Origin of the sequence: Gallibacter sp. Marseille-QA0791, from assembly GCF_965119705.1 — a bacterium.
Classification (GTDB): Bacteria; Bacillota; Clostridia; order Peptostreptococcales; family Anaerovoracaceae; genus Lentihominibacter; species Lentihominibacter excrementipullorum.
Genome location: NZ_CBCPMH010000001.1, coordinates 1,851,528 through 1,877,651 on the forward strand (window position 1 = coordinate 1,851,528; position 26,124 = coordinate 1,877,651).

The following is a 26,124-nucleotide window of genomic DNA, read 5'->3' on the forward strand; positions in this document are numbered from 1 at the left end:
TGAGATCTTAATTGGCGAAAGCATTAATTATAGAAAAAAGAAAAATTCAATAACGGGGAATATTTTGTCCAGGAAGGCCATAGGACCGTCAGGAGCGGTCATGGTTTTTCTGGATTTTTTTCGGGAGATCCGGGAAAAGGAGGATGAGGAAGTGAAGAGGAAGACAGTGAGAAAAATCGCGGCGGTTATCGCATTGCTGTGCCTGGGAGCTGTGGTTTTGACAGGATGCGGAGGTTCATCGTCCGGTTCAGGCAGTGGTACTGACGGCGACGGGATCTCTATTTATGTGGGAGAAACCATATTTGATAGCAGCCTTGATCCCGTGAAGGGAGCATTTTCCTATGGCTATCCCGTCATAAATAATGCGTTGACTAAAGTGACTCCTGAATCGACATACACGGGAGATCTGGCGCTGGATTGGGAAGTGAGCAGTGACGCGTTGACATACACCTTCCATCTGAGGGAAGGCGTGACGTTCCATGACGGCTCCGATTTCACTGCTGAAGATGTAGTGTTTACATACAATACAGTGAAGGAAAATCAGGGTGGTAATGACAGCGTGGATCTGAGCCGTATGGCGTCGGTAGAGGCAACGGACGATCATACTGTGTTATTCACGTTGACAGAGCCGTATTCGTCTTTCCTGGATCAGACGGCATGTCTGGGCATAGTTCCCAGTGATGGGTATGACAGCCGGACTTTTGATACCATGCCGATAGGAACAGGGCCGTGGAAAGTCATACAATATGATACAGCTCAGAAAATGATACTCGGCGCCAATGAGGATTATTACGGAGGCGCTCCTTCAATAGAGCAGGTGACTATACTCGATATGGAAGAGGACGCAGCGATAGCCAGCGCCAGATCGGGAGAGCTGGATCTGGCAATGGTCAGTCCCAACTATGTCAATGAAGAGATAGACGGGATGCATATCGAGAATCTGGAGACCATGGATGTGCGTCAGATAAGCTTGCCTGTTACACCACAGGAGTCATACAGGACGGAAAGCGGCGATACGGTAACAGTCGGCAATGATGTGACATCTGACAGAGCGGTAAGAGAAGCTCTGTCCATCGGTATCGACAGGCAGACCATAATAGATAATGCTCTCAATGGTATAGGGAAGCCGGCGGAAGGGTTTACCGATAATCTTGAATGGGGAAATACCGCATCTTATGAGGATAACAGAAAAGATGAGGCCAGGGCGCTTCTGGAAACAGCAGGATGGGAGGAAGGTAAGGACGATATATATGAAAAGGATGGTCTCAGATGTGAATTCACAGTCTATGCGCCAAGCGGCGATACGGCCAGATATCAGCTGGCTCAGGCAGTAGCTGAGGAGGCGGAGAAAATAGGGATAAAAATAGATGTGGACCAGGCAACGTGGGATGAATTGGATACGGAAGCGTTTACCAGCGGCGTAGTGTGGGGCTGGGGTCAATATGATCCTGTGGTCCTGAGGAACCTGTTTTATTCCGGTGCTTTTACAGGTACAGGTACGGCCAATACTGTCAGATATTCCAATGCCGAAGCCGACAGATTGATAGAAGCTGCCCTTGACGCCAACAGCAGGGAAGCTTCTGTCGAAGCCTGGAAACAAGTTCAGAGCGTTACCGCGAATGACTACGCGTACCTCTATATCGTGAACATAGAACACAGTTATTTCGTAAGCGACGATCTGGATATATCCGTCGATACTCAGATCCCTCATCCTCATGGTCACGGAGCTCCTGTCATCAACAATATGAATCAGTGGACACTGAAATAGCAGGAGCGCGGAAAGGAGATCTCAATGAACAGACTGAAGTATATCTGCTCAACAACGATCAGGATGCTGACGCTGGTGATAGCCGTCTGTATCCTCTCCTTCATATTGGTGTCGGCTTCTCCCGTCGATCCGCTGCAGGCGTATGTCGGCGCTGAATCTACCATGTCGGAGGAGGCCAGGGAAGAGGTAGCTGAATATTGGGGACTCAATGATCCTCCGGTAGAAAGGTTCCTCACCTGGGCAAATAATACATTGCATGGGGACTTGGGGACATCCATAACCTACAACATGCCTGTGGCGCAGGTGATATCGGAAAGGTTCGTCTACTCACTGGCTCTGATACTGGCTGCGTGGGTATTGTCGGGAGTCATAGGATTTGCAGCAGGTATACTGGCGGCGGTGAGAAGGGGAGGGATCTTTGACAAATGTGTCAAAACTTTCTGCCTCATCCTTCAGTCGGCTCCCGTGTTCTGGTTCGGCTTGCTGATGTTGACGGTCTTTTCTGTAATATTGGGATGGTTCCCGACAGGACAGGCGGCTCCGGTAAATAAGCTGGCGGAGGATGTAACTATATGGGATCGTATATATCATATGATATTGCCGGCCGTTACCCTGAGCATATTGGGAATAAGTAAGATAACCCTTTACACGAGACAGAAGCTGATAGAAATAATGAACAGCGATTATATGTTATTTGCCAGGGCGCGAGGGGAATCTACCGGTCAGCTGGTGGCAAGACATGGCCTGCGAAATATCGCTATGCCGGCTATCACGCTGCAATTCGCTTCCTTCAGCGAGCTGTTCGGCGGTATAGCCCTGGCGGAGACGGTATTCTCATATCCCGGTCTTGGGAGCGCTGTAACGGCAGCGGCTACCAATGGCGACGCACCGCTGCTGATAGGTATCGCCATGTTCAGCGCTCTCTTTGTTTTCGCGGGAAATTTCATCGCTAATGTGCTATATGGGATCGTGGATCCGCGGTTAAAGGAAGGAGGATACCGTGCATAATCAGGCCATGACTATGGATGGACCTCGTTTGAAGCAGCCGAGGTTCAATACGAAAAAAAAGCTGGTGATATATATAGCATTGGCGGCAACATATCTGATCGTAGTAATGGTAGCCGGACTGGTGATGGATCCGGAAATGTATGGGGTACATTACGAGGACAGTTTTCTGGCGCCGTCCTTGGCACATCCCTTTGGGACTGATATCATGGGACGGGATATGTTCTGGAGAAGCGTGAAAGGCCTTTCCAACAGCATACTGATAGGGCTGGCGGCTTCGGCGGTGAGCTCTGTCATAGCGCTGGTCTTTGGTGCTGTGTCCGCTGTGTCCGGCGGGAAGGTTGATCGTGTTATCATGTGGTGCGTGGATTGCTGCATGGGGATCCCACATCTGGTGCTGCTGCTCCTCATATCCTATATGATGGGAAGAGGCGGTTTCGGTGTGGCCTTTGCCGTAGCGGTGACGCACTGGCCGGAGCTGACCAGGCTGGTCAGGGCGGAAGTACTCCAGGTCAGAGGATCACAATATGTGAAAGCTTCTCTCAGGATGGGGCATTCCTGGTTCCAGGTGGCCAGGGAGCACATAGTGCCTCATGTGTTGCCTGTCTATCTTGTAGGACTGGTGCTTCTGTTTCCACATGCTATAATGCATGAGGCGGCGCTCACATTCCTGGGGTTCGGCTTTTCTGCCTCTACACCTGCCATAGGAGGGATCCTGTCGGAAGCCATGTCACATATAATTACCGGGAAATGGTGGCTCTGTTTATTTCCGGGATTGATGCTGCTGATAGCTGTCATGCTATTCGATGTGATCGGCGAAAAACTGAAAATGCTGCTGAATCCGGGAAGCGGCAACCAATAGGGAGGTGAGGCGAATGATGAAAAAAAATGGAGCAGGAACTGACAGCCCCTTATTGTCAGTTAAAAATCTTACAGTGTTATTCAGCAGATACGACCATGGCTTCAACAAATATGATCTGGAAGTCATTCATTCCCTCGATGTAGAGGTGTATCCTGGTGAGGTAGTAGCTGTAGTGGGAGCCAGTGGTTCCGGAAAAAGCCTGCTTGCTCATTCAGTGTTGGGGATACTGCCGGAGAACGCGACTGTTACGGGAGAGATGGCATATATGGGCCAGCCTCTGACCTGTGAGCTGCAGCGTAAACTTCGTGGTCGCGATATGGTCCTCATTCCTCAGTCAGTGGAATTTCTGGATCCGCTGATGAAGGTGGGAAGACAGGTGAAAGGTGTCAGAGGTACCATGGAAAAAGTGAAGAGCGTATTCGGAAGATATGGATTGCCGGAAGAAACGGAAAAAATGTATCCATTTCAGCTTTCCGGAGGAATGGCCCGGCGGGTCTTGATATCCACGGCGGTGATGGAGGCTGCCAAGTTGATAATAGCTGATGAGCCCACGCCGGGACTGGGGGCGGATATGGCCATGGAGACCCTGAGTCATTTCAGAGAGCTGGCCGATGACGGATGTGGTGTTTTGCTGATAACTCACGATATAGATCTGGCTTTTGGTATAGCCGACCGTATCGCTGTGTTTTATGGGGGAACGACCGTAGAGGTTTGCCCGGCCGGGGATTTCAAAAAAGGGAAGGAAGCGCCGAGACATCCTTACAGTAAGGCGTTTATCGATGCTCTTCCTCAGAACGGCTTCAGAGCTATAGCGGGGACTCAGCCTTATGCGGGAGATCTTCCGAAAGGCTGTCTCTTTGCAGACAGATGCCCCATGAGGACGGAAGAATGTGCCGGTACTGTTGAGATGCGGGAGATCAGAGGCGGAAAGGTAAGGTGTATCCATGCGACTTGAAGCGGAAAACCTGGGATTCAGATACGGGAGCAGCAAGGGGAGCCCATGGATATTCAGAGGGCTGGATTTTACATTGGAATCAGGGCAGCGAACGGCATTGGTAGGACCTTCCGGATGCGGCAAAAGCACCCTTTCCAGGGTCTTATCAGGTTATCTGGAACCTTCCGAGGGGCGGGTCCTGTTAGATGGGAAGCCTCTGCCGCTGAAAGGCTATTGTCCGGTCCAGATGATATACCAGCATCCCGAACAGGCAGTGAATCCAAGATGGAAGATGGAAAAAATACTGAAGGAATGCTGGGATCCCGACGAAGAGCTACTGAAAGCTATGGGGATAGAAGAGGCCTGGCTGGAGCGGTGGCCGTCGGAGCTTTCCGGCGGGGAGCTGCAGCGGTTCTGTATCGCCAGAGTGCTGGGGCCGGAGACAAGATTTCTCATATGCGATGAGATAACAACCATGCTGGATGTGATAACCCAGGCTCAGATCTGGGAAAAAATACTGGAAGTAGCTCGATACAGGAAGCTGGGGCTGCTGGTGGTGACTCATAACATGGCTCTGGCGGAGAAAGTCTGCGATAAGATCGTCCGGTTTCCCGAAATAAGCCGGAAATGAAGATTTATATAGACATTTATATTTTTGAGGAAATATATGCGGACTCTGTCTAAAAGGAACCGTCAAGACAGGAATGCTAAAATGGATCTGTTATCGATGCGCAATAGGCATAAATTACGGTCGAGTGATGTTCGCAGATGGTGGAAAATGCCTAAAATCCATAAAATACTCGACATTTTGGCATAAAATCAACGGGAACCTATCCGAAATATGCCTAAAACAGTATCTGAAACTGATTTTTTATTATTTCGTCATCAGAAGAGCTTGAAATATAGCGGGCATTATGCCTATTGGGAAACAAAATTTTCTGTTATAGGCATTTCTCGATAAAACGATAGCAGGATTTTGCAGGCGACAGCCCCGTTTTAGCTCTATGTGTCCATGTGATCATTCTGTCCAACTCTCGAAGTCCCAGCTGATGCTGTCGCCATCTGTGAGGATACAGGCGTCAGCCGATTCCATGACCATTTCATCATTGACTTCATACACCCAACCGGCGGTATCTGTTTCAGCTACGCCGTTGATGCTGGTGACGTAAGGGTTCTCAGAAGATTCATCTGTCAGCACTTCGATATCGTTAGCATTACCATATGTGATGAGGGCGTTGAGCACACTGCTTTCACTGTCGACGGTCACTGTCGCGTCTTCCACATCGGCAAGACCTGATTCATCAGGATAGCTGATGTCTATGGTAACGGTGATAGCTTCCTCCGAAGGAGCATCGGTCTGTTGCTGCTGTCCGGTCGTATCGCCGCTGCCGCAGCTTGCGAGAGCTAATGCCATGATCACGACGATCAGCAATATGGCATACTTTTTCATATCTATTCCTCCTTTTCCGTATCAATAGACGTACACCTTTGGCAGCCGCTGTCCGAAGGCACACAGTATTTCGTAATTTATAGTTCCGGTCTTTCGGGCGATATCATCGGCCGAGATCTCGTAGATGCCGTCTTTTCCCATGATGGTCACTTCGTCACCCAAACGCGGATAAGGCACATGAGTGACATCTATCATGCATTGATCCATGCAGATGGTCCCGGCGATAGGTGCGAAAACACCGTTTACGATGACCTTTCCACGGGAGGAATAAGGTCTGGGGAATCCATCGGAGTAGCCCAATGGTATGGTAGCTATGAGACTGTCTTGCTGTGTGGTGAATTTTCTGCCGTAGCTGATGGAATTGCCTGCGGGTACTTTTTTCAACTGGATGATATTGGCCTTGACAGACATCACAGGTCGTAATTCTATCTGAGATTTATCCACCTCGTCCGACGGGTAGCAACCATACAGGATGATCCCCGGGCGCACCATTTCATAGTGGGTCGATGCCATCTCCATCACCGCCGCGCTGTTGGCGATAGTTCTGGCGGGGATGTAAACATCGGCGTTGAGAAGCTTCTTATAGAAGACCATGAAGCGTTGCTCTTGCACGATGGCATACGTCTTATCAGCGGCATCGGCTGTGGCGAAGTGGGAAAAGAGCCCGGCTATCCTGAAGTTGGGAAGCTGCTGTATCATCTTTATGTCGTCTACGGAGGAAGAATTTTCGATATCGTAGCCTATGCGACCCATCCCTGTGTCGATGGCTATATATCCGTCGATGATGATGCCGGCTTTCTGAGCCGCCTTGGAAATAGTTTCCGCGTTTTTGAAATCGCATACTACAGGCGAAAGTCTGTGTTCGATGATAGTATCCACGTAAGGATCAGGGGTCAGGCCCAGGACGATGATCTCCTCCAGGAGAAATCCGGCGTTTCTCAGACGTACCGCTTCAGAAAGGGTTGCTACGCCAAAGGACTCGATGCCGTTGGCTCGCAGTACAGTAGCCGTTTTTACCGCGCCATGACCATAAGCATCAGCTTTGATGATACCGGTCACCTTTTTGCCCGGTCCGACCTTTTCCTTGATTTTCTTTATATTGAAGTCGAGATTCGTTATATTGATCTCCGCCCATGCGGCTCTGAGGGCTTCTTTATACATTAGTTAAATCCTCCGAAAACTGAAATCGAAATTTTACAGCTGCGGCCTCCTTTTTATGATGTCATCTCTTCCCGGTCCGTTGGAAACGTATGTGATAGGGAAACCTATGAGTTTTTCTATTTCATTTACATAATTCTGTGCCTCTGCCGGGAGCTTTTCAAACTCACGGATGCCGGTGATGTCGCATTTCCACCCCGGCAGTTTTCTGATGACAGGCTTGGCTTGTTCCAGCTTTGACGTAGGCGGGAACCTGTCGGTCACCTGGCCGTCGATTTCATAGCCAACGCAGATAGGTATCTCATCCAGGTATCCCAATGGGTCAAGTACTGTAAAAGCTACTTCTGTAGTTCCCTGAGTCATGCAGCCATATTTTGTCGCGACTACGTCGAACCAGCCTACTCTTCGAGGTCTGCCTGTGGTAGCTCCGTATTCACCGCCGTCACCGCCGCGCTTTCTCAGCTCTTCTGCCTCCTCTTCATCGAGGATCTCGCTGACAAAGGCGCCTCCGCCTACCGCGCTGGAATAGGCCTTTACCACCGTGATTATGCTCTTTATCTCGTAAGGAGGTACTCCTGCACCGATGGCTCCGTAGGCGGCCAGCGTAGATGATGAGGTTACCATCGGATATATGCCATGATCAGGATCTTTGAGGGCGCCCAGCTGACCTTCCAGCAATATTTCCTTACCGTCCTTTATGGCCTTATCCAGGAAGAGCGCTACATCGCAGACGTAAGGTGCTACCATTTCCCTGTACTGGAGAAGGGTATTCATGACATCGTCCACATCCAGCTCAGGCTTGTTGTACAGATGCTTCAGCAACACGTTCTTCTGGGTCACGACCCTTTCCGCCTTTTCCCGCAGCAGCTCTTCGTCCATGAAAAGCTCTTGCACCTGGAAGCCTATCTTGGCATATTTGTCAGAGTAGAAAGGAGCGATGCCCGATTTCGTCGAACCGAAGGCTTTGCCGCCGAGGCGCTCTTCTTCGTACTGGTCAAAAAGTATGTGGTACGGCATCAGTATCTGAGCTCTGTCGGAAACCAGGATGTTTGGCTTCGGGACACCCTTATCGACCAGCGAGCCTATCTCCTCCATGAGAAACGGGATATTGAGAGCGACACCGTTTCCCAGGATATTGGTGATGTGCTGGTAGAAAACGCCTGAAGGCAGCATGTGAAGGGCGAACTTACCGTAATTGTTCCTGATGGTATGGCCCGCGTTGCTTCCGCCCTGGAACCTGATGACGATATCAGCATCCTGAGAAAGCATGTCGGTTATCTTGCCTTTTCCTTCGTCGCCCCAGTTGGCGCCTACGATTGCTTTTATCATTTAAATCAAATCTCCTTTTATATATAAGTAAAACTTTAATAAACTAATTATACATTGCATGACTGCCGGAAAGCAGCAGGTTGACCGTACAGCCGGCGGCCGGAGTCATATCAGACGTTTATATCGGCGTGCATTCCCAGAGCGTCTCTGTTTGCGTCGATAACGGGTCTGACCATGGTTTCCAGGAACGCTTCTGTCTGACTCTCGGCGCAGCCGGTGAAGTTTTCCGGCTTCATCAACGCCAGCAGCTGCTCTTTGGTCATATTGAAATCCGGATCGGAAGCGATCCTGTCCAGCAGATCGTTGTCGGCGCCTTCCTCTTTGACGCGCTTACCTGCCGCCATGGAATGCTGTCTTATCTTTTCGTGGAGCACCTGTCTGTCGCCGCCTGCTTTCACGGCATCCATCATGATGTTCTCTGTGGCCATGAAAGGAAGTTCACTCATGAGTCTTGAGTTTATGACCTTAGGATATACTACCAGACCCGATGTGATGTTCATGTAAAGCTCCAGGATACCGTCGGTGGCCAGGAAGCTTTCGGAAACGCTGAGTCTCTTGTTGGCCGAGTCGTCAAGGGTCCTCTCGAACCACTGGGTGGATGCGGTGATAGCCGGGTTCATCACGCCCGATATCACGAAATTGGAAAGAGCCGCGATACGCTCCGAGCGCATAGGGTTGCGTTTGTATGCCATAGCAGACGAGCCTATCTGATTCTTTTCGAAAGGTTCTTCGATTTCTTTCAGATGCTGCAGCAGCCTTATATCATTGCTGAATTTGTGCGCGCTCTGGGCGATGCCTGAAAGGATGTTTAGTACCCGGGTATCCACCTTTCTGGAGTAGGTCTGACCGGAGACAGCATAACAGCTCTCGAAGCCCATCTTTTCCGCGATGAGAGAATCCAGCTTTCGGACTTTCTCTATATCGCCGTCGAACAGCTCGAGAAAACTGGCCTGCGTACCGGTGGTCCCCTTGGATCCCAGTAATTTCATGGTGCTGAGCATATAGTCCAGATCTTCCAGATCCATCAGGAGATCCTGTATCCACAGGGTGGCCCGTTTTCCTACGGTGGTAGGTTGAGCCGGCTGGAAATGGGTGAAGCCCAGAGTCGGCAGGGCCTTATATTTATCAGCGAAATCCGCCAGATTGGCAATGACGTTTATCAGTTTTTTTCTGATGAGCCTCAGACCTTCTGTCATGATTATCAGATCCGTATTGTCTCCTACGTAGCAGGAGGTCGCTCCCAGGTGTATTATGCCTTTGGCGCTGGGGCACTGCAGTCCGTAAGCGTAAACGTGAGACATGACATCGTGGCGAACTTCTTTTTCTCTTTCTTTCGCTACGTCGTAATTTATGTCATTTGCCGCAGCCTTCAGCTCTGCTATCTGCTGATCCGTTATGGGAAGACCCAGCTCCTGTTCCGATTCGGCCAGGGCTATCCACAGCCTTCGCCATGTCCTGAACTTCTTTTCAGGTGAAAAGAGGTATTTCATTTCCTTGCTGGGATATCTTTCAGACAATGAACTGGTATAACTCTTTGTATTATCCATAATCACGCTCCTTATCCATGATGTGTGTCGTATCGATCATAACAGTTATTATACCACATCACCAGACTACAGCACAAGGCGCAGAACGTTGATGATCACAGGCTTATTGGGCGTTGGACTTCTTCCCGGAGAAAATATAGGTTATGATGGCGGCAATGATAACGAGACCGCAGCCGATCATGGAAGTGATGTCCAGCACCTCCCCCAGGAACACGTATCCGAGGATGATGGAGAATACGATGCCGGAATAGTTATAGATGCTGATTTCCGCCGCAGGAGCCATGCGGTAGGAATAGGTGAGGGCTATCTGGCCGAAGCCGCCGAATACACCGATGAGGATAAGAAGCAGCAGCTCTTTCCAATCAGGCATGACGAAGTCATAAATCATGAAAGGGATGCACGCCAGTACACAGAATGTGGAGAAGTGCATTATTATGGTCATGCCGTCCACCTTATTCTTGAAATAGGCCAGCAGCGTGTAAGAGACGCTGGAAAAGAAGGCGCAGAGAAATGCCATGAACAGCGGGAATAAATTGGAATTGAAAGCCGGGTTGGCCACAAAAGCTGCGCCGACGAAAGCCACAAGGAGGGCCGGGATCTGTATTTTCTCTATCTTTTCCTTGAGAAAAACCGCCGCCCAGAGAGTTATCATAAATGGCGACAGTTTCATCAGCGTGGAGACGTCTCCCTGATGAGCATGAGCTACCGCGTAGAACTGAGTTATGAGCCCCAGGAACCCGAAAAGAGAGCGCACAAAAAGAAGGGGCTGGTTCTTCTTTGTCCCAAAGAGTGAGCCGCCCGCTCTTTTTATCAATATGAAGCTGAGAAAAAGGGTCACGATGTTTCTGAAAAATACCTGCTCCATGATGGGGATAGATGTTCCCGACATGTTGATAGGTATCTGCATCGCTGAAAACAGAAATGCGGACAGACACATCAGTACCGCGCCTTTTTGCCTGCTTGGTGCTTCGTTGAGAGAAGCCATCGGTGTCACCTCGTTACGATATCTTTTCCAGCTCGTCGATGCGGGCTCCTTCCAGGGAATGCTTGACACGGTCAGCTTCCTCGGCAGCCTTGGCATCGTTCCAGTGATCCATAGTCCCTACCAGATATCCGGTTATCCTTCTTATTCTTTCGAAAGGAACGTGGGAAAATGTATAGTTCAAATCAGCATAGTCGCCGTCGATCTGCACATCCAGCGCGTCGAGCTTCCTGTTGTACTTTTCTTCGAGATAATCCACATAAGCCTGAGCTTCCTGCGGGCTTGCGTTTCCGGTTATTTTTACAGACATATCAATACCTCCTATAACATCATCTGGGGATGATTATACACCTAAACACTATATTTTGTATATAGATTTGGTGAAAAAGTACATCAAAAAAACAATTTGGACTAAAATAGTCAAACGATGTGAGCCGGCCGCTTTCCCTGAGGGAGGCAAGACGGAAGGATTATCGCAGAACAGGATTTTTGTGGGCTTCAGTGACATTTTAACCGGATTTTCGGAAATATTTTGAGGTGAAATATCGCGAAACAGCTTTTCAGCTGCACTCAGGATAATTTTAAGGTGGATTTGGGGTGAAAACTATCCTGAAGTCTTTCTCTATTCCATTTCGCGATAATCTCAGAGAAAAAACACCCTGGAATATCCCTAAAATGTCGTGACTGCAAAGTTGAAGTACATCTGGCGATAATCTTGATGAGACCACTTCCCGAGCAGGCAGATGCTGGCAAATAGGAATGCGCTGTGAAAGGTTTGACACCTTCTGCCGCAATTTATATAATGAAGACAAAATCGCAATGGAGGTGCGCACATGGAGTTGAAACAGGCTATTTTGACGAGAAGATCCGTCAGAGGATTTCTCGACAGGCCGGTATCGAAGGAAATCATCGAGGATATTCTCAGGACGGCGACTCGGGCTGTCTCCGCCAATAACACCCAGCCGTGGGAATTCGCGGTGATGACCGGCGATGTGATGAAAAAAGTCGCAGCCGACAATATGGCCCGCTTCGAAAGAGGTGAAGCCGAGGATTTTCCGGATATCCCTTTCGAGGGAGTTTACAGGAAAAGGCAGGTGGACGTGGCAAAGCAGCTTTTTGGCGCTATGGACATAGAGCGGGGAGACAAGGAAAAACGTCACTGGTGGATGGGGCGTGGCTTCAGATTCTTCGACGCGCCGGCAGCGATCATCCTCATGATGGATGCCAGTCTGGATGAAAGTACCTGCAGGTTCGATGTTGGGTGTGTCGCCCAGAACATATGCCTTGCGGCTATGGAGCACGGATTGGGAACGTGCGTCGAAGATCAGGCCATCATGTATCAGACAGGTCTGCGGGAAATACTTCGCATACCGGAGGATAAACGCTTCGTTTCAGGTATCGCAATCGGATATGCCGATCCGGAATTCCCGGCCAATGGTGTCATCAGTGAAAGGGCGGATATCGATGAGATAACATCCTGGTACGGGTTTTGATGGTGGAAAGAGCCGCAGGGAAGGGTTCCCGGACAAAAAGGAGAGGAAAGCTGAGATAATTGTAAAAATCAGTTTGCAGTGACGATGAAAATCGGTTATAATATACGAGATGTCTCTGTAGCTCAGCTGGATAGAGCACCGCTCTCCTAAAGCGGGTGCCGGAGGTTCGAATCCTCTCAGGGACGCCATAGAGTAAGCGGCAAGCCTTTGGAAACAAGGGTTTGCCGTTTTTTAATATGACGATCATACTGCCTGGTATCATAACGGAGGCGGATGTCTGGTGAACAGTCTGGGGTTCTGTCACGTAAATGCGAGCTTATGGCTTTGGAAACATGCATATCCTTTTTCAAAACATGAGTTTCTATAAATTTCCATGGACTCCTATACTCTTTCGAATGATTGTACCCATTTCCCGTATAAAGTGAAGCCGGATTTTTAGCGATTTTTATACTTGATTTGGCCATCGATGAGAAGAACCGTATAAAAACAGCGGCATTTCGAGGTAATGAAGGGCAAATCCTTATACGGGAAATGGCTGGAATAGCTGAATGCAGTATAAATGCCAGGCCGCCGGACCGCAAAACAAGCCGCCACAAAATGCCAGGTCGCCGGGCCGTAAGGCAGACAGTCGCTGTAAAAAAAGATGCACCAAAAACCATGCTGTAGCACGGTACATTGGTGCATTGTACATTGGCGCATTTTTTAAGAATCGTTGGAAACGGCAGTGTCAGCGGCATTTTGATCCTATCAACGCCTATCAACGCTATTCCTTCAGCAGGGCCGCTATTTTCGTCTTCGGGTCGATGATATCGCTGATGGAGATGTCTCCATTGAGGGCGGCTACGAGGTAGGACACATATTTGGAGATATCCACCTCATAGAACCACTGACGTTTGGAAAGCTCCGGACTTCTGTAGGTAAGGTTCGTTCCCAGAACACCTTTGATGACGCCGTCCTCGTATGCCTTGTCGAATTTTTCCAGGCCGTTGGTGAACAGGCCGTAAGTGGCGTAGCAGTAGATATCTCTGGCATTTTTTTTCTTCATTTCGTAAGCGATGTCAAGCATAGATTCTCCTGAGGAGATGATGTCGTCGGTGATAAAGATATCCTTGCCATTCACCGGCGCGCCCAGATATTCATGAGCTACGATAGGATTGTGGCCATTGACCATGACAGAATAGTCGCGCCTTTTGTAAAACATTCCCATATCGACGCCGAGGACGGAGGAATAGTACATGTTTCGTTGCATCGCGCCTTCGTCGGGGCTGATGACCATGAACCTTTCCTTGGAATAATCCAGATCTTTGAAAGTCCTCTTGAGCTTTTTCAGTATTTGATAGTATGGGATGATGTTGTCAAAGCCCATCAGCGGTACTGCGTTTTCGATCATTGGCGCGTGGGCGTCGAAGGTTATCAGATTGGTGACTCCCATGGAATGAAGCTCCTGCAGCATGCATGCGCTGTCGAGGGATTCCCTGAAGTTGCGTTTGTGCTGACGGCCGCCGTAGAGGATAGGCATGATGACGGAGATCCGATGAGCCTTTCCTCCTGCCGCCTGGATAAGTCGTTTGAGATCCTGATAGTGGTCGTCCGGCGACATGTGGTTTTTGTAGCCGAACAGGTCGTAGGTACATCCGTAGTTGCCTACATCTACGAAAATGTACATATCTCTGCCGCGGATAGTCTCGTTTATCATACCCTTGGCGTCTCCTGAGGAAAAGCGAGGACATTGGCTGCTGACGAGATAGGTTCTGGAGCTGTCATCGGTCCAGCTTCGCAGATAATCATCCACCATCTTTGCCATTTCCACAGCACCCTCAGTAGCTACGAGGGCTATCCTTCCGAAGTTGCTTGTCCTGTTTAATAATTCTTCCGGTGTTGTCATAGTTCGTTGTCCCCTTTTCGGTAATTGCGAGAAGTTGTTGATGAATTTACAAGAGATATTCCCATTTATATAATTGATTTTATCACAAACAAAGGTAAAAAACAGTAGAAGCTTAGTCATTTTTTAACATTTCCCAAACATTTTCCAATCATTTTGAAAACACATCTTTACTACAATCAGATCATCGAAAGAAAACTGTCGAGGGAAGGATCAGCGACCGAATGGATGTGGGAACTGACCAGTTCCCAATTCAATGGCCGGAAGCGAAAAGGCGCGGTCGAGAGGATGATCGCCAGAGAGAAAAGGAAAAATACAAGGAGGCGTGTTGAGATGAAAAAGAAGAATTTTGTATCGATGGTACTGGGGACAGTAGGAGGCATCCTGTTTGCCATAGGCATGTGCATGTGTTTGCTGCCGGAATGGGGCGCGTTTACCCAGGGAGTGATCATTGCGGCTGTCGGGATAGTCGTGTTACTGGCGATGCTGCTGGTGCGACGAAAGATGGAAGGAAAGCCGGCAGTCAAATTGAACGGCAGGGCGGTGATCACGATGCTCATCGGTGTAGTGGGAGCGCTGGCTTTCGGAGTCGGCATGTGCATGTCCATGGTATGGGGAATGATGATACCGGGGATATTGGTAGGGATATTTGGGATCGTGATATTGCTCTGTCTGATCCCAAGGATAAAAGGACTGGAACAGTAAAAGCGGAGTGGCAAATTTACGATAAGGAGGGATCACAATGGCTAAATCGAAGCTGGTGAAAGCAAACGAAAAAATCGCGGAAGGTGTTGTTGAAGGATATAAGAAGATAGAAGACGGAGTGGTCGGAGGATATAAAAAGATCGAAAAGGGGACAGTAAACGGCTTCAATAAGGTTGCTGACAAGTTCGTATGTCAGTTCCTGACAAAGGAAGGCGAGTCAGTGGAGGAGGCAAGGCGGCGGCTGGAACGCGAAGAAGAGCAACGCAGGAGCCGGGCCGGGGAAAGGCATGGGCATACGGCCGGCGGCGCTGATCATGGAAACGGAGGTAAATGAGGCGCCGTCTGGTTTTGGATATATCGGCTCGAGCCGGTATCCTGCGGGGTATCGGTTCTTTTCCGCTGATTAGGACAGCGCGGCAGAAAATTCAAGGGTGTGGCAGAGCATTGATGAAAGTAGCGCCTAAGATCGAAATTCAAACAAAATTTTAATAATTCTATGATAAGATAAAATCAAGAAAAACGTGAGGAGGCGCTGAGGATGTTCAAGATACTGGTGGTGGAGGATGACCGGGAACTCAACAAGACTGTCTGCTCCTTTCTGGAGCAGAACGGATATGAAGCAGTAGGCTGCCTGCGGGCGGAGGAGGGATACGACGCCATGTATGGTGGGATAGTATTCGATCTGATAATCTCCGATATCATGATGCCGGGAATAGACGGATTCGAATTCGCGGAGACGGTACGGAAGCTGAATCAGGAAATACCTATCCTGTTCATGACAGCAAGAGATGATTTTGCTGCAAAGCAGCGAGGCTTCAAGGCGGGAATAGATGATTACATGGTCAAGCCCATCTTTCTCGATGAGATGCTGCTGAGGATAGAAGCGCTGCTCCGCCGGGCCAGGATAGCAGCCGATAAGAAGCTGGCGGTGGGAAACCTCATTATGGACGTGGAAGAACATACAGCGTATCTGAACGGCGAGGAAGTACCGTTGACAGTGAGAGAATTCAACATCCTGTACAAGCTGCTTTCATATCCCAAGAAAACATTTACCAGGGCACGTCTGATGGGCGAATTCTGGGACAGCGATTCCTCATCAGGGCCGAGAGTGGTAGATGTGTATATGACTAAGCTGAGGGACAAATTTTCGGGATGCGACGATTTTGAGATAATCACGGTACACGGACTGGGATATAAGGCGGTGCTGAAAGATGAGTGATATGAAGAGAGCCGGCAGGAGAGAACGGGTGCTGCTGGGGATCAGGAGGTACCTGTCCTTTTTCCTCCTGATGGCATTTGTCATAAGCTGCTGTATGACGTTGTTCCTCAACAGTCTGATGGAAACGACCGGGATCCGGTTGACAGAGGGAAATATCAGCTACGCGGCCAAGGTGACTTTTGTGAATGTAGTGTTTCTCAGCCTGTTGTGTACTGTTATCGATGGGATCAGGAGAAAATTCATGGTGGAACGGCCGGTGCGGCGTATCGTCAAAGCCGCGGAGCAGATAATGGAAGGCGACTTTTCGGTAAGGATACCGCTGGCGGGAGGCATAGACAGCCTGAGTGATTTCAATGTCATCGCCGAGTATTTCAATAAAATGGCAGAAGAGCTGTCGGGAACAGAGACTTTGCGTAATGATTTTATCGCTAACGTTTCTCATGAGCTTAAGACTCCGCTGGCGGTGATGCAAAATTACGGGACGATGCTGCAGCAGCCGGGGCTATCGCAGGACAAGCGGATGGAGTATGCCAGAGCTGTTGCGGAGGCGTCGCGGAGGCTGGCTGATCTGATAACCAATATCCTGAAGCTCAATAAGCTGGAAAATCAGCAGATATATCCGGCAGCTGAGAGCTATAATCTGGGGGAGCAGCTGTGTGAATGTCTGCTGTCCTTCGAAGGGGAATGGGAAGCTAAGGGATTGGACATCGAAACAGATGTGGAGGAAGGGGTATCGGTGGATACTGATGCGGAGCTGCTTTCTCTGGTCTGGAACAATTTGTTCTCCAATGCCGTTAAATTTACGGAGCCGGGAGGAAGGATATCCCTTTCCATGAGAACAGACGGAGAGGATGTTGTGGTCCGGATAGGGGATACAGGTTGCGGCATACCACCGGAAGTGGGACGACATATTTTTGAGAAGTTTTATCAGGGGGATACTTCTCATGCCACACAGGGAAATGGCCTGGGGCTGGCGTTGGTCAGGAGAGTCATCGACATCGCAGGCGGGGATATTTCCGTAACCAGTGAGGTAGGAAAAGGCAGCGTATTTACGGTCAGGCTCAGGAGAGGGAAAAGTGGAAAAGCTTAAAAAGATCATCCGCAGAGCGTTGTATCCGGGTACGGCAGTGGTGCTCATCAGCATACCGGTGGGGATAGGCTCGTTGTGCTACAGCTTTCTTATCGCGGGGGAAGATACGCTTGTGGCATATATATCGTATTTGGTATCGGCTTATGCATTGGCTATCGTGTGTTTGGGGATAGCACCTGTAGTGCGGAAGGTCAGCAGGAGCCTTCATGAGCTGCCGTATGTGGGAAAATATCTGGATGATATACCATTTAAGACGAATCTCTCAGTACATCTTTCTTTGGGAGTGAATCTCCTGTATGTAGCGTTGAATGCTTTTTCGGGAGTGCGCTATCGTTCAGTCTGGTTCGGGACTCTGGCTATGTATTATATATTCCTGTCGGTGATGCGTTTCCTGTTGGCGCGCTACAGCCAGAAAAGGGGACTTGGAGAGGACAGGAAATGTGAGCTGAGCAGATACCGGATGTGCGGGATTATCCTGCTGATGATGAATATCGCGCTCATAGGTGTCGTGATACTGGTCATCTCCGACAATAAGGGCTTCCGTTATAGTGGGATGATGATCTATGTGGTAGCTTTGTATACATTTTACATCACCGTCATGGCCATCATCAATATGGTGAAATACCGCAAGATCAACAGCCCTGTGGCCTATGCCGTGAGGGTGATAAACATGGCGGCAGCGCTGGTTTCCATGCTGGCTCTGGAGACCGCCATGCTGACCCAGTTCGACGATGGAAGCACCTCGCCTCATTTCAGACAGATCATGACAGGGGTGTCAGGGTGTGTCGCCTGCGCCATGATCGCAGGGCTGGGGATCCATATGATAATTCGCTCCAGCAGAGAATTGAAACGCGGTGAGTATGCCCAAAAGGGAACGGATGATCAGACTTCCCGACAGCGCGGAGGAAAGGAGTAATGATTTTATGAAAAACAGACCCGAGACCTTTGAATACACTTATTCGGCCAAAAGGCAGGAGGAAATAAGAAGTATACGCAGGAAATACATGATGGTGGATGAAAGCGAAGATAAGATGGAGCTGCTGCGGAAACTGGACAAGAGCGCTACCAGAAAAGGTATGATCGTGTCCATCACCCTGGGCGTGCTGGGCTGCCTGCTGTTGGGTATAGGAATGTGCTTCACCATGGTGTGGGTGGAGTGGTTCATCTATGGGATACCTGTCGGGCTGATCGGTATCGCTTTGATAATTACCGCGTATCCTGCCTTTGCTCGAATAACGAAAAAAGAGCGGGAACGCCTGGCGCCCCGCATCATTGAATTGACGGAAGAACTTTCCGGAGAAGATGCCGTATAATAAGTATGACGGTCATTCAGATCAGCCTGAGCGTATCGGGCTAAGCTGAGCCAGGGAGATCAGGTCTCTGGCTTTTCTTTTTCCTGCGCCACGGAAGACGGATCAGCATCGCGGCAGCGAAGATGACGATGATGGCGATGCCCGAGATGAAGAACCACAGAGCCACTCCCACCTGCTCGGCGATAGGACTGCTTATCAGAAGCCCTATCGGCATGGTCACTGACGAGATGAGGGTCAGGACAGAAAAGGCTCTGCCCATCTTTTCCGGTTGGACGGTTTCCTGGATATAAGCTGTCAGCGGGATGGTGTGGACGTTGCCGGAAGCGCCCAGACACGCGCAGAACAGCGCGAAGGCCAGCCAGCCGGTGAAGGTTGGAGGCACGATACCGCAGAGGGCTGACATGACACCTATACATAAAAGCCCGACGAAAGATGTCCTTATTTTCCGTCTGATCCTGAGTACGCTGGAAAACAACAGCGATGAAAGCAGCATACCGACGGCGAATGCCAGTTCTACGAAGCTTCCATATATGGCTGATAAACCAAAATAATCACTGGTCATCAGTGGATAGAAGGATGAAAGAGGAGCATAGAAAAACATGCACAGAGCCTCGGCCACTACCAGGAGCAGCAGTTTTTCATCCTTTCTGAAGATCAGAAGCCCCTCTTTGAATTCTGAAACGGCGCTCTTTCTTTCCTCCAGGTGTTTTTCGAGCTTGGGTATGGTAACGAAGCCCAGAGCGATACTGGCCAGGACGGCTCCTGCCACGTCGCTGAGCAATACCACGGACAGAGGGAAGGCGGCGTACAGAGAGGCGCCGATAACAGGCCCCAGCAGGAAGGAGCCTGCGTTTATCAGCTGCAGCCATCCGTTGGTTTTTATCAGCTGGTCCGATGGGACAAGCTGAGGAATGATGGATTGGATGGCAGGCTGCTGAAAGGTGCTCCCTATCCCCCGGGCGCACAGGACTATGAACACTGACCACACAGGCATGTTGAAGGATGACAGCAGCAGTGAGTATATCAGCGCGATTACTCCCATGGATATGTCGGAGAATATGGAAATGAATTTTCTGTTGAAGCGGTCGGCGGCGATGCCGGCCACAGGGCTGAACAGAGTCATGGGAAGGTATGCTATCAGCCCTGAAAGCCCCAGCATCAGCGGCGATGATGTCTGCTCCGCCAGCCACCAGATGAGAGCGAACTGGACCCCGTGGCTGCCAAGCATCGAAACGGCTTGCCCTGCGGCTACCAAGATGAAAGGCCGTTTCCATGCCGTTTTTTTGTTATCGTTAATTGCGTTATCTGACATTTTCATTATCCTTTCGTTATCCGGCCCCAACGGGGCCATTTTTCGTCTGCGCCTGCCGCATGCGTGATCGGCAGCGCGGATCTCCTGTAGCTTCATGTAAAGGACAATAAAAAAGATATCTCCCTGTGGTGAGATATCCTGTGGAGCTGTCATCGCCGAGCGAAGGCGTGAAAAATCGCCGGAACGCAAAAGGAAGGCGACCCGGTCACCCATTCGAAAAACAAGTACGACAAAATACTCACCACAGATCCTGTGATGAAAGAAATCCTATTGTCCCCTTATTTAACGAATAGACGACATCAAGCCACCTCCCTTTCCATATATTGTGTGACATGATAACATACGGAATGATCCCGGTCAAGGATATATGGAAAAAAGAAAAGGCCGGAGGCATCATCCCTTTGTGCCGGTCCATCCGACAAGCGAAGAAAATGCCTACATTTCTCGAAAAATAAAAAAAGTAGGCAAAATCCAACAGTTTTGAGATGCTGGATCATTTTAGTCAAGAGGAAAATTAATGCTTTATGACATAAATACAGATAATTTGTCTGAAGGAGAGACAGTAAACGTTGAAGATTTTATCTACATTACGCAAAAAAAGTGAAATGTAGGTAAAACGCGGAGAAATATGCTTTTTCATACCCGTTCAGCTGGAAAGAAGATCCTGCCATCTGTTTACATACTGCTTTTTTCCTCCTGTCTATCTGTCTGAATCCATTATAGCATGTAAGTCTTTCACAGGTATTCGCGGAAGCCGATTTCCCAACCGGCTCAGGATCTCGTTGGTGATGGTTCCCGCGGAGGCTGCCAGCTGAGATGCACGGATAGATCCACCGTCACCGGAGCCGATGATGACGGCTACATCTCCGGCGCAGACTTTATCGATATGGCTGACGTCGATGATAGTCTGATCCATACAGATGCGGCCGATAATGGGAGCACGCTTCCCGGCGATGAGTACTGAGCCTTTCATGTTGGAAAGCTCTCGCGGCAGTCCGTCTGCGTACCCGATGGCCAGGGCTGCTATTTTCATTTCCTTTGAGGCGGTAAAGGCCATAGCGTAGCCGGCGGATTCTCCGGCCCGAAGTTTTCTGACGGAGGTGACGCGGGCTTTGACGGAAAGGACGGGACGCAGCGGTGTATCGTAACTTTCTTCGTCCTCCCGGCTGCTGAGGACGCCGTAGAGAGCGATGCCAACTCTGGCGTAGTGGAAAGCGGCCTCCGGATAGTTGAGAATACCGTAGCTGGCCAGTACATGGAGTTTAAGACGGCTCAGGGCTTTTGGCCCGCGTTCTCCGCCGTCTTCCGAGCTTATGCCCAGGGCGGAGACGAGAGTGCGGAAGCTTTCAAGCTGCTTTTCGGTGAAGCGGCGGCTCGATGCGTCCGTCATATCGGAGGCCGCCAGATGGGTGAAAAGACCCGAGATCTCCAGGTTTTCCATGGCCATCATGAGACGAAAGCCTTCGATATTTTCGCAGGGCTCTCCCAGTCTGTGCATACCGGTATCTACAGCCAGGTGTACTTGTATGTGCCGACCATGTTTTTTCCCGAAATCATCCATGGCACGGGCATGAGCCAGATCCACGGCAGTCTGTATCAGGCGGTACCGTAAAAGCTGGTCGAAGCGGGAGGGATGGGTGTATCCAAGTATCAGTATCTCTCCACATATGCCTGCATCTCTCAGGGATATCCCTTCGTCGATACAGGCGACGCAGAAGGAGCGGATACCAAGTCTGTTGAGCTCTCTGGCAATGATGACAGCGCCGTGGCCATAGGCTTCGGCTTTGACAGCCGGCATCAGGCGGCAGCCTTCCGGCAGTCGGGAGCGCAGAAAAGTTACATTGGCTGCCAGGGCATCCATATCGATCTCCGCCCAGGCTCTGTCCCGCGACCATTCAGGGGAACGGTTTTCCCAGGTATCTCGTGAGGCTTTACTCAGGCAGTGGCTTTCGGTCCGGAAGCAGCCTCCGGCGGTCCTCCGGGAGAACAAAATGGCGTCGGCCAGCAGGGCGATCGTAAGGGACAGCAGTGAAACAACGATATAATGTACAAGACTGTTGCTTGTCAGCAGCCACTCCAGCCCCGAGATGTCGGCCAGCAGTCTGATGAAGACGATGGATCCTGGATGGATGATATATATCAATGTCGATATGGGACGAAGGCGGGGGCTTTGGCTGGCCGGGATCGTCAGCAGCAGTCGGTAAAGGGATATCATGACTGGGACAAGCATCACGTACATACTGTCATGACGCTGGAGTCTTCCCAGGTAAAGGAAAAAGCCTTCAGCTGTCATGGCAGCCAGGAAGAGAGTGAGGATGGCGGACCGGACCGCCGTGGAAATGGGACGTCTGCCGTAGCCGCGGCCTTTTGACGCGAGTCTGCCGCCGCACCATATCCCCAGCAGCAGGAAGAGGGGGGCGAAAAACAGACCGTTCCTGGTGTACGAAAACAGGTGGAAAGCGCCGTCCAGGAAATGATCTATTAGCGGCAGACGGGAGGCTATGCCGAAATAGCTGTCTCCGGCCAATCCTATGACGTATAGGAACATTGAAATGACTGTGGCGCCGGTGAGGGACATGAAGCGGCTCATGGCGTAGAGCAGCGCCAATCCCATCATGCAGGCAGGGAAGTACCACAGGTGATAAAAGGTCCCATCGAAGATCACCAGTCTGAGAAGCCCTGTCGCCGTCAGACCGTCGTAGTATCCGGCATAAACAGCGACAGGCAGATAGAGGATGGACGCGGCAGCGTACAGGAGACCCAGCTTTTTCAGCGACGACAGCAAGGCGACCCTGGCCGGGCCGCATCCAGCGCCTATCCCGCCAGAGTCGGGCTCATCGGAGAGAAAAAAACGTGATGCGGTAAAATGGCCTGTCACCATGAAGAAAAAGGGAACGGCCACTCTGGCCAATACTCCTGTAAAGAGGAAGTCGATATCGCGGCTGAAGCTGTCCAGAGGAGCGGTGTGGATGGCCACGACGAGAAAGGCGGCAATCATCCTGAAGATATCGAGACCGCCTCCGGCTGTCGTCTGTGGCGTGCCGACGAAGGCGGCGGAGACCGATTTATGGGAGCTGGATCTTATGGTTTCAAATGCTTTCATGACCCGGCCTCCTTTTCTTTGGGCTCACACCGACTCCCTGCGGGCCGACGTCCAGCAGCAAGATATATTCCTCCAGGACCAGCCCCAAAGAGACCATCGCCAGGGAGTGAGGGAGTCCTACATAGCGGAAATGCCAGGGTTCGTGACTTATCCCTGTGATTTTCTCCTTGCCGGCAGGATAGCGTTCTACGAATCCGAAGGAAGGAGCCAGTTTTCGGAACTGACCGCATATCCCCGTATAAGGGAATACGGGGCAGATGAAATCTATTTCTCTGTTTTCCTGTTTCCACCCCAGGTCGATAGCCAGTCCCGTCTGATGCTCGCTGTGACCGGGAAGAGCCACGAACCGGCGGGCGAAGTCTTCGCCGCGGGTGATTACTGTATCGTTCCAGATATCCGTCTGCTGCCGGAACGAGCGCCAGCCACTGACGGGAACGATGTGTTCCCAGCCGTCTATCTGAGCCATCAGATGTTCCAGCGCCGCTGCTGCGCGGCGATGGAGAAGGACGTCGGGAGCTTTTCCCACAGGGACCAGCTCAGACATATCACAGTCGGTTTCCAGTCCGTTCTCCCGGTTGACCAGTACGGGACGGGTGAGAGCCGGCTCCGTACCGTAGTTTTTGCAGATGCGGTGTCGCATTCTCATCACATCACCTCCTGAAGAGTGAAAGAGCCGTCCAGATGTCCGGCCATGCTGTCTTTCTCGAGAGCCTGAGACAGTATCATGTCCAGCAGGGGACCGAAGTCAATGCCGGCTGCCTTCATCATGGCGGGGAATCTGCTGTGCTGTGTAAATCCGGGGATGGTGTTGACTTCGTTGAATACCAGTTTGCCCGAAGGCGTCAGGAACATATCCACTCTGGCGAAACCGGAACAGCCGAGAGCACGATAGATGTTCACCGCTGTCCGTCGTATCTTCCGGGACATTTCCACGGAGACGCGAGCGGGAACGTAGATAGTGGAATGATCCAGCGTGTACTTTTCTACATAGTCGAAGAAATTGCCGGTGGCCTGGGGATGGCAGTCCAGACATATCTCATCCGGTTCGCCGACGGTCAGATGATGTTCGCCGACGATGGCACAGCCCACCTCGAAGCCGTCGATACACTCCTCTATGATGACTTCATCGTCGTAGATGAACGCTGTTTCGATGGCGGAGGGCAGGTCTCCTGTGGAGGTGACCTTCGTTATCCCCAGGGAAGAACCGGCCTTTACGGGTTTGACGAATACCGGGAGTCCCGTTTCGATGACGAAGACGGTGAGGCGGTCGATATGGTCTTCCAGCGGCCCTTTCAGCATCAGTGACCGTGGGACCTGTATACCGCAGGAAGCCGCCAGCTGATGAGCCAGATTTTTATCCATGCAGAGGGCGGACGATGTGATGCCACAGCCTGCTACCGGTATATCTGCCAGGGCCAGCAAGCCCTGGACTGAACCGTCTTCTCCGTTCTTTCCGTGAAGCACTGGGAGGGCGGCGTCCAGATATATGCGCTCTGTGACTGTTCCGGAGCTGCTGTCGAAAACCAGAAGCCGGCGATCTCCTCTGTCGGGAGGTATGATGGCGGGAAGGCAAATCCCCGTATTTTCGCCTGCCGCTGCGTCGGTGTCCGACACCGATGTGAGCCATTTGTCCTGTCGGATGTTTTCCACGGACCCGCGATAAAGGAACCACTTTCCCTCTTTTGATATCCCTACCAGTATGGGTTCGTATTTCTCTCTGTCCAGATTTTCTACGATGGCCGAGGCCGACTGGAGCGAGATTTCGTATTCCGGTGAACAACCGCCGAATATGACGGCGATATTTTTTCTGCCATGGTCTGTTTCAGACATAAGTAAGGTCTCCTCTCTTTTTTGCCTTTTGTGTTCGGGGAGCAGCCGGCCGCACAGGCGGCGTCAGGCTGGGATGTCAGGCACTTCGCTTTATCGGACGCATCCCCGGTATGAAAAATCCCGGCCCGGTACTTTAACAGTACCAGACCGGGACGGGACATTTATGTGGAGAACATACGTCAGATGTTGAGTTTTTATTGGGAAATCCTTACGATTTTATGACATCGGACAATATCAGGCAGAGGACTCCGGTTGAGGGGGCTTTTCCGGCAGGAAAACCGTGAAAGTAATGGTTTCATCCCGGCTGGACGCGGAGATGCGACCCCCGTGCGTCTCTACGATCTCTTTGGCGATGGCAAGCCCCAGACCGGATCCTCCCGTGGATGCGGAACGAGCCGGATCCAGTCGGAAGAATTGCTCGAATATGCGCTCCAGCTTGTCGGCAGGAATGGTTTTCCCATGGTTCTTTACAGTGATGAGAGCGCCTGGGGCAGGCAGGTCTGTATGCTCCATAAAAAAGCAAATGGTCGAATCAGGATAGCTGTAGTTTATGGCGTTCCTGATGAGGTTATCGAAGACCCGTTCCAGCTTGTCGCGGTCGCACGTGATTTCCGTATCCGGTTCCAGCTGAGTGTCGATCATCAGATTTTTCTCAGACAAGACAGGGCTGAATTCGTAGGTGATCTGCTCCAACATCCTTGTAAGGTTGGTCCGTTCCAGCTCCAGCGATATGGAGGAGAGATTGAAGCGGGTGATTTCAAAGAATTCATTTATCAGATCTTCCAGGCGCTGGGTTTTTTCCAGGGCGATGCTCAGATATTTGCTGCGGGTGGTATCTGAGATATCCGGTTCGTCACGGAGCAGACTTAGATAGCCTGTCACGCCGGTGAGCGGTGTTTTCAGGTCGTGAGCCAGATATACTATCAGGTCGTTTTTCCGTTGCTCGGCTTCTCTGGCGGCCCGTCTGCTGCGGATGTTTTGTTCCCGGAGCAGGTTCATCTCGTCCTGGACAGTCTTCAGATCGGCAGGCAGCTCTACGGGTTCATCTCCGGATGTCATCAGCTGTTCCGACGCCTCTACCACCTGATCCAGGTATCGCAGAGGCCTGGATATGAAGTAGTATGTTATAAGGACGATGCCCA

The 26,124-nt window shown here is 50.7% G+C and carries 23 protein-coding genes, 1 tRNA gene and 1 pseudogene; 13 read left to right on the forward strand and 12 right to left on the reverse strand.

What is annotated here, in order from left to right; all coding sequences use genetic code 11:
• Positions 1-64 precede the first annotated feature (64 nt).
• The 5 genes from ACQY69_RS08575 to ACQY69_RS08595 are packed head-to-tail and all read left to right on the forward strand — an operon-like array spanning position 65 to position 5,200.
• Positions 65-1,768, forward strand: coding sequence for an ABC transporter substrate-binding protein (locus ACQY69_RS08575; RefSeq protein ID WP_428260115.1), 1,704 nt, complete (start codon positions 65-67; stop codon positions 1,766-1,768).
• A 24-nt stretch (positions 1,769-1,792) separates the two neighbouring features.
• Positions 1,793-2,776 carry an ABC transporter permease gene (locus ACQY69_RS08580; protein WP_428260116.1) on the forward strand — a complete coding sequence of 328 codons (984 nt, stop codon included), beginning with the start codon at positions 1,793-1,795 and terminating at the stop codon, positions 2,774-2,776.
• Between the two features lie 7 nt (positions 2,777-2,783).
• Complete coding sequence (locus ACQY69_RS08585; protein ID WP_428261041.1) at positions 2,784-3,635, forward strand: ABC transporter permease; 852 nt, start codon at positions 2,784-2,786, stop codon at positions 3,633-3,635.
• A gap of 16 nt (positions 3,636-3,651) precedes the next feature.
• Positions 3,652-4,590 carry an oligopeptide/dipeptide ABC transporter ATP-binding protein gene (locus ACQY69_RS08590; protein WP_428261042.1) on the forward strand — a complete coding sequence of 313 codons (939 nt, stop codon included), beginning with the start codon at positions 3,652-3,654 and terminating at the stop codon, positions 4,588-4,590.
• The gene (locus tag ACQY69_RS08595; protein ID WP_428260117.1) at positions 4,580-5,200 is read left to right on the forward strand and encodes an ABC transporter ATP-binding protein; all 621 of its coding nucleotides are present in this window, start codon (positions 4,580-4,582) and stop codon (positions 5,198-5,200) included. Before ACQY69_RS08590 ends, ACQY69_RS08595 begins: the two co-directional genes overlap by 11 nt.
• A 387-nt stretch (positions 5,201-5,587) precedes the next feature.
• Here ACQY69_RS08595 and ACQY69_RS08600 read toward each other — a convergent pair whose 3' ends face one another.
• The 6 genes from ACQY69_RS08600 to nrdD form a co-directional block, all read right to left on the reverse strand.
• Complete coding sequence (locus tag ACQY69_RS08600) at positions 5,588-6,019, reverse strand: DUF4430 domain-containing protein (RefSeq protein ID WP_428260118.1); 432 nt, start codon at positions 6,017-6,019, stop codon at positions 5,588-5,590.
• 21 nt (positions 6,020-6,040) lie between these two features.
• Complete coding sequence (gene alr, locus ACQY69_RS08605; protein ID WP_428260119.1) at positions 6,041-7,180, reverse strand: alanine racemase; 1,140 nt, start codon at positions 7,178-7,180, stop codon at positions 6,041-6,043.
• A 33-nt stretch (positions 7,181-7,213) separates the two neighbouring features.
• A complete protein-coding gene (locus tag ACQY69_RS08610) occupies positions 7,214-8,506 on the reverse strand; it encodes an adenylosuccinate synthase (protein ID WP_428260120.1) in 1,293 nt (430 codons plus the stop codon).
• 110 nt (positions 8,507-8,616) lie between these two features.
• The gene (gene purB / locus ACQY69_RS08615; protein WP_428260121.1) at positions 8,617-10,053 is read right to left on the reverse strand and encodes an adenylosuccinate lyase; all 1,437 of its coding nucleotides are present in this window, start codon (positions 10,051-10,053) and stop codon (positions 8,617-8,619) included.
• Between the two features lie 103 nt (positions 10,054-10,156).
• Positions 10,157-11,038 carry a DMT family transporter gene (locus ACQY69_RS08620; protein WP_428260122.1) on the reverse strand — a complete coding sequence of 294 codons (882 nt, stop codon included), beginning with the start codon at positions 11,036-11,038 and terminating at the stop codon, positions 10,157-10,159.
• Positions 11,039-11,051: 13 nt separating this feature from the next.
• On the reverse strand, positions 11,052-11,345 hold the full coding sequence (gene nrdD / locus ACQY69_RS08625; protein ID WP_428260123.1) for an anaerobic ribonucleoside-triphosphate reductase: 294 nt from the start codon (positions 11,343-11,345) through the stop codon (positions 11,052-11,054).
• A 523-nt stretch (positions 11,346-11,868) separates the two neighbouring features.
• Here nrdD and ACQY69_RS08630 point away from each other — a divergent pair.
• Together ACQY69_RS08630 and ACQY69_RS08635 are read left to right on the forward strand one after the other, a co-directional pair.
• Positions 11,869-12,528: a nitroreductase gene (locus ACQY69_RS08630; protein ID WP_428260124.1), complete on the forward strand. Its 660-nt coding sequence runs from the start codon at positions 11,869-11,871 to the stop codon at positions 12,526-12,528.
• Between the two features lie 111 nt (positions 12,529-12,639).
• A tRNA-Arg gene (locus ACQY69_RS08635) sits at positions 12,640-12,716 on the forward strand.
• A 575-nt stretch (positions 12,717-13,291) separates the two neighbouring features.
• Here ACQY69_RS08635 and ACQY69_RS08640 read toward each other — a convergent pair.
• Positions 13,292-14,413: a ribose-phosphate pyrophosphokinase gene (locus ACQY69_RS08640; RefSeq protein WP_428260125.1), complete on the reverse strand. Its 1,122-nt coding sequence runs from the start codon at positions 14,411-14,413 to the stop codon at positions 13,292-13,294.
• 330 nt (positions 14,414-14,743) lie between these two features.
• Between ACQY69_RS08640 and ACQY69_RS08645 the strand changes: the two genes are divergently transcribed.
• The 6 genes from ACQY69_RS08645 to ACQY69_RS08670 all read left to right on the forward strand — a co-directional run bounded on the left by ACQY69_RS08645 (position 14,744) and on the right by ACQY69_RS08670 (position 18,737).
• Positions 14,744-15,115: a hypothetical protein gene (locus tag ACQY69_RS08645; RefSeq protein ID WP_428260126.1), complete on the forward strand. Its 372-nt coding sequence runs from the start codon at positions 14,744-14,746 to the stop codon at positions 15,113-15,115.
• 37 nt (positions 15,116-15,152) lie between these two features.
• Positions 15,153-15,449 carry a hypothetical protein gene (locus ACQY69_RS08650; RefSeq protein WP_428260127.1) on the forward strand — a complete coding sequence of 99 codons (297 nt, stop codon included), beginning with the start codon at positions 15,153-15,155 and terminating at the stop codon, positions 15,447-15,449.
• Positions 15,450-15,653: 204 nt separating this feature from the next.
• Complete coding sequence (locus tag ACQY69_RS08655) at positions 15,654-16,334, forward strand: response regulator transcription factor (RefSeq protein WP_428260128.1); 681 nt, start codon at positions 15,654-15,656, stop codon at positions 16,332-16,334.
• Positions 16,327-17,424 carry a HAMP domain-containing sensor histidine kinase gene (locus tag ACQY69_RS08660; RefSeq protein WP_428260129.1) on the forward strand — a complete coding sequence of 366 codons (1,098 nt, stop codon included), beginning with the start codon at positions 16,327-16,329 and terminating at the stop codon, positions 17,422-17,424. The genes ACQY69_RS08655 and ACQY69_RS08660 overlap by 8 nt, the downstream gene beginning before the upstream one ends.
• On the forward strand, positions 17,411-18,340 hold the full coding sequence (locus tag ACQY69_RS08665) for a hypothetical protein (RefSeq protein ID WP_428260130.1): 930 nt from the start codon (positions 17,411-17,413) through the stop codon (positions 18,338-18,340). Before ACQY69_RS08660 ends, ACQY69_RS08665 begins: the two co-directional genes overlap by 14 nt.
• A 7-nt stretch (positions 18,341-18,347) precedes the next feature.
• On the forward strand, positions 18,348-18,737 hold the full coding sequence (locus ACQY69_RS08670; RefSeq protein ID WP_428260131.1) for a hypothetical protein: 390 nt from the start codon (positions 18,348-18,350) through the stop codon (positions 18,735-18,737).
• Positions 18,738-18,777: 40 nt separating this feature from the next.
• Here the strand turns inward: ACQY69_RS08670 and ACQY69_RS08675 are convergent, their stop codons facing one another.
• The 5 genes and pseudogenes from ACQY69_RS08675 to ACQY69_RS08695 all read right to left on the reverse strand — a co-directional run.
• A complete protein-coding gene (locus ACQY69_RS08675; RefSeq protein ID WP_428260132.1) occupies positions 18,778-20,049 on the reverse strand; it encodes an MFS transporter in 1,272 nt (423 codons plus the stop codon).
• A 700-nt stretch (positions 20,050-20,749) separates the two neighbouring features.
• Positions 20,750-23,152: a serine racemase VanT catalytic subunit gene (gene vanT, locus ACQY69_RS08680; RefSeq protein ID WP_428260133.1), complete on the reverse strand. Its 2,403-nt coding sequence runs from the start codon at positions 23,150-23,152 to the stop codon at positions 20,750-20,752.
• A complete protein-coding gene (locus ACQY69_RS08685) occupies positions 23,139-23,798 on the reverse strand; it encodes a D-alanyl-D-alanine carboxypeptidase family protein (protein WP_428260134.1) in 660 nt (219 codons plus the stop codon). The genes vanT and ACQY69_RS08685 overlap by 14 nt, the downstream gene beginning before the upstream one ends.
• Positions 23,798-24,982, reverse strand: coding sequence for a D-alanine--D-alanine ligase family protein (locus ACQY69_RS08690; protein WP_428260135.1), 1,185 nt, complete (start codon positions 24,980-24,982; stop codon positions 23,798-23,800). The genes ACQY69_RS08685 and ACQY69_RS08690 overlap by 1 nt, the downstream gene beginning before the upstream one ends.
• A 234-nt stretch (positions 24,983-25,216) precedes the next feature.
• Positions 25,217-25,942: pseudogene (locus tag ACQY69_RS08695) on the reverse strand (sensor histidine kinase); the annotation flags it as partial.
• Positions 25,943-26,124: the final 182 nt, after the last annotated feature.

Excerpts from the sequence above, each read along its gene's own strand:
- ACQY69_RS08690 (WP_428260135.1), bottom strand. The coding sequence starts at position 24,982 with ATGTCTGAAACAGACCATGGCAGAAAAAATATCGCCGTCATATTCGGC.
- ACQY69_RS08645 (WP_428260126.1), top strand. The coding sequence starts at position 14,744 with ATGAAAAAGAAGAATTTTGTATCGATGGTACTGGGGACAGTAGGAGGC.
- ACQY69_RS08670 (WP_428260131.1), top strand. The coding sequence starts at position 18,348 with ATGAAAAACAGACCCGAGACCTTTGAATACACTTATTCGGCCAAAAGG.
- ACQY69_RS08655 (WP_428260128.1), top strand. The coding sequence starts at position 15,654 with ATGTTCAAGATACTGGTGGTGGAGGATGACCGGGAACTCAACAAGACT.
- ACQY69_RS08580 (WP_428260116.1), top strand. The coding sequence starts at position 1,793 with ATGAACAGACTGAAGTATATCTGCTCAACAACGATCAGGATGCTGACG.
- ACQY69_RS08600 (WP_428260118.1), bottom strand. The coding sequence starts at position 6,019 with ATGAAAAAGTATGCCATATTGCTGATCGTCGTGATCATGGCATTAGCT.
- nrdD (WP_428260123.1), bottom strand. The coding sequence starts at position 11,345 with ATGTCTGTAAAAATAACCGGAAACGCAAGCCCGCAGGAAGCTCAGGCT.
- ACQY69_RS08640 (WP_428260125.1), bottom strand. The coding sequence starts at position 14,413 with ATGACAACACCGGAAGAATTATTAAACAGGACAAGCAACTTCGGAAGG.
- alr (WP_428260119.1), bottom strand. The coding sequence starts at position 7,180 with ATGTATAAAGAAGCCCTCAGAGCCGCATGGGCGGAGATCAATATAACG.
- ACQY69_RS08650 (WP_428260127.1), top strand. The coding sequence starts at position 15,153 with ATGGCTAAATCGAAGCTGGTGAAAGCAAACGAAAAAATCGCGGAAGGT.
- ACQY69_RS08660 (WP_428260129.1), top strand. The coding sequence starts at position 16,327 with ATGAGTGATATGAAGAGAGCCGGCAGGAGAGAACGGGTGCTGCTGGGG.
- ACQY69_RS08585 (WP_428261041.1), top strand. The coding sequence starts at position 2,784 with ATGACTATGGATGGACCTCGTTTGAAGCAGCCGAGGTTCAATACGAAA.
- ACQY69_RS08620 (WP_428260122.1), bottom strand. The coding sequence starts at position 11,038 with ATGGCTTCTCTCAACGAAGCACCAAGCAGGCAAAAAGGCGCGGTACTG.
- ACQY69_RS08590 (WP_428261042.1), top strand. The coding sequence starts at position 3,652 with ATGAAAAAAAATGGAGCAGGAACTGACAGCCCCTTATTGTCAGTTAAA.
- ACQY69_RS08610 (WP_428260120.1), bottom strand. The coding sequence starts at position 8,506 with ATGATAAAAGCAATCGTAGGCGCCAACTGGGGCGACGAAGGAAAAGGC.
- purB (WP_428260121.1), bottom strand. The coding sequence starts at position 10,053 with ATGGATAATACAAAGAGTTATACCAGTTCATTGTCTGAAAGATATCCC.
- vanT (WP_428260133.1), bottom strand. The coding sequence starts at position 23,152 with ATGAAAGCATTTGAAACCATAAGATCCAGCTCCCATAAATCGGTCTCC.
- ACQY69_RS08595 (WP_428260117.1), top strand. The coding sequence starts at position 4,580 with ATGCGACTTGAAGCGGAAAACCTGGGATTCAGATACGGGAGCAGCAAG.
- ACQY69_RS08675 (WP_428260132.1), bottom strand. The coding sequence starts at position 20,049 with ATGTCAGATAACGCAATTAACGATAACAAAAAAACGGCATGGAAACGG.
- ACQY69_RS08630 (WP_428260124.1), top strand. The coding sequence starts at position 11,869 with ATGGAGTTGAAACAGGCTATTTTGACGAGAAGATCCGTCAGAGGATTT.
- ACQY69_RS08685 (WP_428260134.1), bottom strand. The coding sequence starts at position 23,798 with ATGAGAATGCGACACCGCATCTGCAAAAACTACGGTACGGAGCCGGCT.